Here is a 7,290-nt window from a genome sequence, read left to right on the forward strand (position 1 = left end):
AATGAATCGGAATATCATTCAAAATATCGAATCTGTCCTACAAGGCTCTTTTCAATGGGCTACCTAAACAGTTACGTGATGGGAATAGCAATCCCAGATTTCCAACTACTGACGAAAATGGAAATGGTATATATCTTGGACAGTTTAATTTTAAATTAAATTCGAGATGTGGAACTTATGACGGACTTACAAATAATGCACTGAATCAAATAAATATTACAGATTAAAATGGCAAGCTATTTACTGCCAAGAATATTTGCTTATATTGACTTCTTTATCTTCATTTATTTGCATAACTATTAAAAAACATTTGGTTTTTAGTAACTTTACTTGATGGAAGCATTGTACACAGACGACCAAATATTTATACCGATAATCTCGGATTATGGATTCAAGGCTACTTTTGGCAATGAAGCGAATACGCTGTTTTTGAGGAGAGCATTACAAGCACTCATCAAGTCAGAAGTACCTATCAAAGAGGTCAAATTTGACAAAAATACTTTTGAAGGCATTACCCAAGACGGTAGAAGTGGCATTTTTGATTTAGCTTGTACAGATGAAAACGATAACCAATTTATCGTAGAAATGCAGTACGGCGATGCACCGTATTTTGTGCAGCGAATGAAGTTTTACGCCTTGCACAAGTTCAATGCAATGGTAAAACGTGGCAAATTCGACTACGGAACGCTAACAAAGATTTATTGTGTAGCAATTTTGGCTAACAATATTCTGCCTTATGACGACTTTCACACGCTCGCAAACCTGCGAAATGAAAAAGCCGAACTTTTTGACGAGCAAATGTCGTTTATTACAGTAGAATTGGATAAATTTACATTACAAGAAGTTGATTGTCAGACAGATTTACAAAAACTGATTTATACGATGAAAACGATACATACTCATACATTTACCAATCCTATACAGTTTCCTAAATTTTGGGACGAGGATTGGCTCAAAGTAGCCATTGACGAGTTAGACAGTCGTAAAATGACCCCTGACGAAAAGGCTTCTTTGGAGATTTTGATTGCTCGTAATGCAGAATCGGTAAAAGCCGAGAGTAGAAAAATAAAAGAAGCTGAACAAAGAGTGAAAGCTGAAATGGTAACAAACGCACTAAATATGGGCTTGACAGTTGAACAATGTGCAAAGTTAGCTAATGTTTCGGCAGACTTTGTTTTATCTGTTCAGCGACAACTTTCCGCAAATTGACACTTGGTGGACTTTTTGGCTCATGGACACTTGACTGGCGGAAAAAGCGGCAGCCACCAACATTGTATTTATGAAAGACTGGCTGATGTAAGTAATTGAGAATTTGTGCTATTTTTAGGCTGACGTACTTTCGTCAGCTTTTGTGCTTTCTATCCAGTCCTTCATAAATACTTTTCCGTTGGTGGCAATTGTAAAACAATCATAAAAAATAATAACTATGTCATATGGAGTAACTGCATACAGGGTAAAATGGCAGTATATAGAAAAATATGTTTTTGGATCAAGAAATAAGAACATTTTAAAACAATTAGACATGTATTCTTGGCATGTTGAATTAGCTGAACTTTTTAAAGGAACAAAAAGTATTACCCCTAAGAAAGCTGCCGAAGAAATTGTTAATGGAGTCATTTCTCGTACAAATCCAAGCAGTGGAGCTATGTACAGATATGTGTTTGAAAAAATACTACGCTATAAAGGGGACATTTACTATAGAAAAGGTAGTGAACTGCCACCAGAAGATGATGTATTTGGAGAGGGCGTTGGGAAGTTCTTGCCTATTGCAAAAAAAATGAATAGTAGAGATTTTTATCCTATTGATTTTGAATCTGTAAAGTCTTTGTTTTTTGATTTCGAGGAAATTCCGTTACCCTTTCCAAGCCAAGATGATTTCCCATTGACAAGTTTTATCAGATACGATAAACTTATCGAACTAAAAATAGACTACACTTCTCTCAATCTGCCAGATGAGGTTAAAAATGAGTTTGAACAGTGGGTTGAAGAAGCTATTAAGTTTAAACAAGGGATAGTATTTTTTTACTATTGAACCCGTGAGGTTTTTACTTAAAAGCCAAGCTTAATATTAATAATAAACAACTGACTAACATGGAAAAGCAACTGCCACCAACACTATATTTATACAAGATAGGCGAACGTAAGTAGTTCAGTATTTGATTAATAGTTAAACATTTGTAAGTAATTGAGCGGACGGAATCCTATTTCCTATCCTGCATAAACATTCAGCGTTGGTGGTAATTTCAGTAGCACTATTCCGACAAAAAGATACTTGACAAATGAAAAAAATTATAGTATTTCCATTCTTAATTGTTCTCATACTGTTGGTTTATAACTCTTCATTTGGACAGATTAAAACAGAAAGTTTTGAGTTTGTTCATAATGGCAAAAAACTCAGTGGACTTCTTGACATACCAACTGAGCAAAAGCCCACTTCAATCATTTTAATTGTTCAAGGTTATGGAAAAAGTAATATTGTAGAAGGAAATTGGTATTATGACTTACGCTCCAACTTTGTAAAAAATGGAATTGCCTGTGTTATTTGGGATAAACCCGGTTGTGGAAAAAGTGAAGGTAAGTTTGACATAAATCAAACAGTACAAAGTAGTGCTGATGAGGTTCTTGCTGCGATTAAAGAAATACAAAGTAAAAATATTCCAGGGGCTAACAATATTGGCCTTTGGGGTATAAGCCGTGCAGGATGGATTTGCCCTTTGGTAATTCAAGAATATCCAAAAATTTCCTATTGGATTTCTGTGAGTGGAACAGATGATAAAGAGAATTTTGGCTACTTGCTTGAAACAAATCTTAAAATTGAAGGAAGAGGTGAAAACGAGATACAACTATTGGTTTCAGAATGGAAACAAGGTAATGAGATATTTGGAAAAGGAGGAACATTTGCTGAATATGAAAAAGCAACACAAAATCTAAGAAAAGACCCTTTTTGGATTTTTTTAAACAGTTCATCAGAAACTGAAGAATCCTATTTAGCCAAGCAAAAACAATTTATAAGCGAGCATCATACGTTTGATAAAAAAACAGGACTCATGATATATGTCCCAAAGTTTCGGGAAACGCTTATGAAAATCCAATGCCCTGTATTAGCAATTTTTGGAGAAAAAGACGCAAATGTTAATTGGAGGCAAACTATTGCTCTTTATAAAGAGACAATTGGAAAAAAAACGAAAGCTAAGCTAACCATAAAGACTTTCTCTAATTGTAATCATAATCTTAAAAGTTGCATAACAGGTGGGATGAGAGAGACTATTGAAAATGGCAACAAATACCAACCACCTTGCAATGGATATTTTGAGACAATGACGGACTGGTTAAAAAAAGAGGTACTTTCAAAATAAGAAACTACCACCAATAACTAAGCATTCGTGGTGGCCGTAGGCCAAGCCATGAAATAGCTGGGGGACGCCCAGTCTTGAACGAAACTTGGGCGGGCGGCTAGCCTAGCGGCGAGTACTCACCAAACCCTTTTCTTTTGTTATGGAGTTATCGTCGAGCGAGCAACTATACTGAGAGCAGGTTTTTGACCTACTCGCGCCATACACAAACGTATTCTCTAAGCGCATCACACTTCTTTTTAAGGTCAAACGCATCTAAAAAATAGCCTCAGCGAGGCTAAATCTTAGTAGAAAAAGGTAAATAAACACCTCCCCCACACCGTCCAAGCCCCATCGGGGCAACCGGTGCTTGGTGAAAGATGTCACCCCTATCGGGGCTTGGGGGGGGAAAACCTACGTCATTTTTTCTACTAAGATTTAGCTCCTTTGGAGCGATAAAGAGTGAAGCTATGTTTTAATGCGTTCGGCCAGCTTCTTTTTGTTATGCTAAATTTTAAGATTATATTAGACTCAAAATCAACCATTTTGGCAAAATATAACTACCGAAGGTTTTGTTCAACACGGGTTTGTGACAAGCAGGGGCTGACGAAAATAATTGAACATTAGTAATTTTTTTGTACTTTTGTTTCGGCTGACGGAAACCTAGTCAATATTAATAAGTAGCTCAAAATCAGCGATTTATATCGGCAGACATTCGAACAAACGAGTTTCAAAACTCCACTTTCTACAAGCCCTGTTGGTTAGTTGCATTTCAAAAATTGAGAAAATAAAAATTTTAATGATGAAGAAAGGAAATCAATACAAAATTACATTGGAATCTTTAGACTCACAAAATGAACAGGAAAATGGTTTACAGCAAATTTGTTTTGAATTTGAAAACCATGACGATTTATTCAAAATAATTGAAATGGCAAAATCTAAAAATATATTTGACAATGAAAATCAAGCGACAGAATTTGCTTTGGGATTAAAACTTTTCACCGAAGTGGTTTTGAAAAATAAAGAAAACCCTCTTTTTGAAGATTTAAAACCTGCCATTGGTGCCTTTATGCAAAAGTTAAAAAAAATATAATTATCAAAAATAAAATCACTTTTGCCTTACTCATTTCATTTGGTATATAAACACAATTCAAGCCCCCTCGTTGGGCGTAGTCTGCAACTACGACCTCACAATAAGTAGAGTGTTTGTAACACGATGAGTGCCAAAGTAACTGCTCATTTGTACTTTTAAATTACTGCTTTTATGTAACTTTGCTTCATGGAGGCAGAAAAGAAAAAACGCCAATCAAGTGGGCGGAAATCCGCACATTACGACAAGATTTTCAAAGAGAATACGGAAGCTGTAATTTCAAGTATTATGCAAAATGTACTTAAAATTACGGCTATTTCGATGCAAGAACTACCCGATGACCGCGGCGGCAGACCGCTAAATTTAAAAAACGCCTATGGACAGCATCGCAGAATACATCAAAGAGGAAAGAGACATTCTTTATCTTCGTGGACAAGAGAACGAAAAAGCAAAGTTTGTTACATGCCTCATACGAGAAGGCAACAAAACTTTCGAGCAAATCGCAGATATTGCCGAGACTACGGTGGACTTTGTTAGAGCAGTTTATCAGAAACTCACTGACAAATATACATTTGGCGGACTTTTCGCTTATTGATACTTGACTGGCGCACAAAAGCGGCAGCCACCAATAAGGTATTAAATGAATGGGGGCTGACGGAATAAATTGAGCATTTTTACTTCTGTGCTTCATTCGAGCAGACGTTTTTCAAATTCCCCCACTTCAATACTCATCTGTTGGTGGCAATTTTGCCGAGACAGACACCTAAACAATGATAGATCCCCTAATTCAACATATAAATAGTAAAATTGATAACAAACTAACCGATAATGACATTAGTTTGCTTAAAGAAGTGTTTAAACCTAAAAAAATTCGCAAACATCAATATTTTATGCAAAGTGGAGAGGTTTGTAGAATGGCGGGGTTTGTAGTCAAAGGTGCATTGAAAAAATACACAATAGATGATACAGGAAAAGAGAATATTTTGGAGTTATTCATTGAAAATTGGTGGGCTGCAGACAAGGAAAGCTTTATGATAGGTACACCAACACCTTATTATATTGATGCTTATGAAGACACCGAATTGCTTGTAATAACAAAAGACGACTTTTTGAAGAAGCTTTGTAAGCTTTCTTTTTACTCTGAATTTAATCAGGCATTAACCGAACGACAATCTATCCAGTTAATGAAAAGATTGCAGTCCTCAAAAACCTATACAGCAGAACAAAAATTGGAAGAATTACAAAACACCTACCCAGAATTTTTTCAACGGTTTCCGCAACATATCATCGCTTCTTATCTTGGAATGACAAAAGAAACCCTAAGTCGCATCAGAAACAATGCCCTAAAAAAATGATACTTTACAAAAAAACGTTGATGTAAGTCAACGTTTTTTTTTGCCTTACCTCATCGTTTACCGCAGGTTTGTCATAGCATCTTTGCATTATAAAATTAAAATAAAAAAGTATGGCAAATTCAACTACATCAAGAGGCTTAAACATTGCATTGTGGGTAGTGCAATCGTTATTGGCAGTTATGTTCTTAATGGCAGGAGCAAACAAATTATTTCAATCCATACCCGAACTATCAAAAATGCTTCCGTGGGTTACACAAGTACCCGAAGGCATGGTAAGATTCATTGGTATTAGCGAACTATTAGGCGGTTTGGGGTTATTATTACCTTCAATTTTGCGAATAAAACCAATTTTAACACCGTTTTCGGCTATCGGTCTTGCAGTAGTAATGTTATTGGCTACGTTTTTCCATATTTCAAAAGGCGAAACTTCTGTAATTGCTATGCCTATTGTTTTTATGGCTATGGCAATATTTGTGGCTTGGGGTAGAACGAAAAAAGCACCTATTTTGCCTAAAAACTAACTTTGCATTTATAAATGAAAAGGAAACAATTCATTCAAAGCATAATAGGAATGTCATTATTAACATCAGCCAAAAGTTTTCCATTTGATACCCAAATGGAAAACTTTTCTACAAAAGAAAACATTGATTTCGCAACATTTGGAACGGTGCATTTAAATAATACCAACTTGCAAAAATCCATTCGTTTTTGGACAAATATTGTAGGACTAAAACTGCGAAATACTTCTGAAACCATTGCAGAATTTGGCACAGAAGATAAAACACTTTTGATAGTACATCAAACTGCAAGCAAACCTTTTATGGAAGGATATAGTGGTTTGTACCACGTAGCCATTCATGCACCTAACAAAAAAGAGTTTGCCAAAATGGTTCAACGACTTATTAATAATCGGTATCCATTTTCGCCAACCGACCACACGATGTCAAAATCTGTTTATTTGACTGACCCCGATGGAATAACCATTGAATTTGCTTTGGAAACACCCGAAAGATACAAACGCCTTGTAACTGACAAAGGCTTATTGGTAGAAGATACGAACGGCAAATTGCATAGTCCTTCAGATGTTTTAGACATTGAATTGGTTTTAAGTGAATTAGACAATAAAAACATTGAAGGTATTTTGCATCAAGACACCAAAATTGGACATTTTCATTTTTATGTTTCAAACCTTGAAATTACAAATGAATTTTATAGACAATTGGGCTTTTCGCAGTTCAATAATATACCCCAATTTATGTATGCAGATGTAGGAATGGAAAGTGCCTATAAACATAGAATTGCAATGAATACTTGGCACGGCAAAAACAGACCAATAGCTCCAAAAGACAATGCAGGACTAAATTATTATACTTTAATTTTTCAATCCAAAGAGAAGTTAGAGGCTGTGATGGAAAAATTTACAAATGCTAAAAAAGAAGTAACTGTTTAGGTAGCCCATTGAAAAGAGCCTTGTAGGACAGATTCGATATTTTGAATGATATTCCGATTCATT

Annotated in this window: 8 protein-coding genes; all 8 read left to right on the plus strand. The window is 35.5% G+C overall.

Annotation, left to right across the window (positions count from 1 at the left end):
- Window positions 1-333: 333 nt before the first annotated feature.
- The 8 genes from AC23P2_RS30705 (at window position 334) to AC23P2_RS30740 (ending at window position 7,227) form a co-directional block, all read left to right on the plus strand.
- Window positions 334-1,209 (plus strand): Rpn family recombination-promoting nuclease/putative transposase, encoded by an 876-nt coding sequence (locus tag AC23P2_RS30705; RefSeq protein WP_487776725.1) that lies wholly within the window; start codon window positions 334-336, stop codon window positions 1,207-1,209.
- Between the two features lie 217 nt (window positions 1,210-1,426).
- On the plus strand, window positions 1,427-2,032 hold the full coding sequence (locus tag AC23P2_RS30710) for a DUF7691 family protein (protein WP_487776726.1): 606 nt from the start codon (window positions 1,427-1,429) through the stop codon (window positions 2,030-2,032).
- Window positions 2,033-2,279: 247 nt separating this feature from the next.
- Window positions 2,280-3,356 (plus strand): alpha/beta hydrolase family protein, encoded by a 1,077-nt coding sequence (locus AC23P2_RS30715; protein WP_487776727.1) that lies wholly within the window; start codon window positions 2,280-2,282, stop codon window positions 3,354-3,356.
- Window positions 3,357-4,131: 775 nt separating this feature from the next.
- Window positions 4,132-4,425 (plus strand): DUF3861 domain-containing protein, encoded by a 294-nt coding sequence (locus AC23P2_RS30720; protein ID WP_487776728.1) that lies wholly within the window; start codon window positions 4,132-4,134, stop codon window positions 4,423-4,425.
- Window positions 4,426-4,798: 373 nt separating this feature from the next.
- Window positions 4,799-5,017, plus strand: a complete 219-nt coding sequence (locus tag AC23P2_RS30725; RefSeq protein WP_487776729.1) for a hypothetical protein — start codon at window positions 4,799-4,801, stop codon at window positions 5,015-5,017.
- Between the two features lie 175 nt (window positions 5,018-5,192).
- Window positions 5,193-5,777, plus strand: coding sequence for a Crp/Fnr family transcriptional regulator (locus AC23P2_RS30730; protein ID WP_487776730.1), 585 nt, complete (start codon window positions 5,193-5,195; stop codon window positions 5,775-5,777).
- 110 nt (window positions 5,778-5,887) lie between these two features.
- A complete protein-coding gene (locus tag AC23P2_RS30735; protein WP_487776731.1) occupies window positions 5,888-6,298 on the plus strand; it encodes a DoxX family protein in 411 nt (136 codons plus the stop codon).
- Between the two features lie 14 nt (window positions 6,299-6,312).
- Window positions 6,313-7,227 (plus strand): VOC family protein, encoded by a 915-nt coding sequence (locus AC23P2_RS30740; protein WP_487776732.1) that lies wholly within the window; start codon window positions 6,313-6,315, stop codon window positions 7,225-7,227.
- The last annotated feature ends 63 nt before the right edge of the window (window positions 7,228-7,290 follow it).

The organism is Runella sp. R0.1_18 (genome assembly GCF_057652155.1).

What these genes read in the sequence shown, in the direction of transcription:
- AC23P2_RS30705 (WP_487776725.1), top strand. Translation starts at nt 334, where the DNA reads ATGGAAGCATTGTACACAGACGACCAAATATTTATACCGATAATCTCG.
- AC23P2_RS30710 (WP_487776726.1), top strand. Translation starts at nt 1,427, where the DNA reads ATGTCATATGGAGTAACTGCATACAGGGTAAAATGGCAGTATATAGAA.
- AC23P2_RS30715 (WP_487776727.1), top strand. Translation starts at nt 2,280, where the DNA reads ATGAAAAAAATTATAGTATTTCCATTCTTAATTGTTCTCATACTGTTG.
- AC23P2_RS30720 (WP_487776728.1), top strand. Translation starts at nt 4,132, where the DNA reads ATGATGAAGAAAGGAAATCAATACAAAATTACATTGGAATCTTTAGAC.
- AC23P2_RS30725 (WP_487776729.1), top strand. Translation starts at nt 4,799, where the DNA reads ATGGACAGCATCGCAGAATACATCAAAGAGGAAAGAGACATTCTTTAT.
- AC23P2_RS30730 (WP_487776730.1), top strand. Translation starts at nt 5,193, where the DNA reads ATGATAGATCCCCTAATTCAACATATAAATAGTAAAATTGATAACAAA.
- AC23P2_RS30735 (WP_487776731.1), top strand. Translation starts at nt 5,888, where the DNA reads ATGGCAAATTCAACTACATCAAGAGGCTTAAACATTGCATTGTGGGTA.
- AC23P2_RS30740 (WP_487776732.1), top strand. Translation starts at nt 6,313, where the DNA reads ATGAAAAGGAAACAATTCATTCAAAGCATAATAGGAATGTCATTATTA.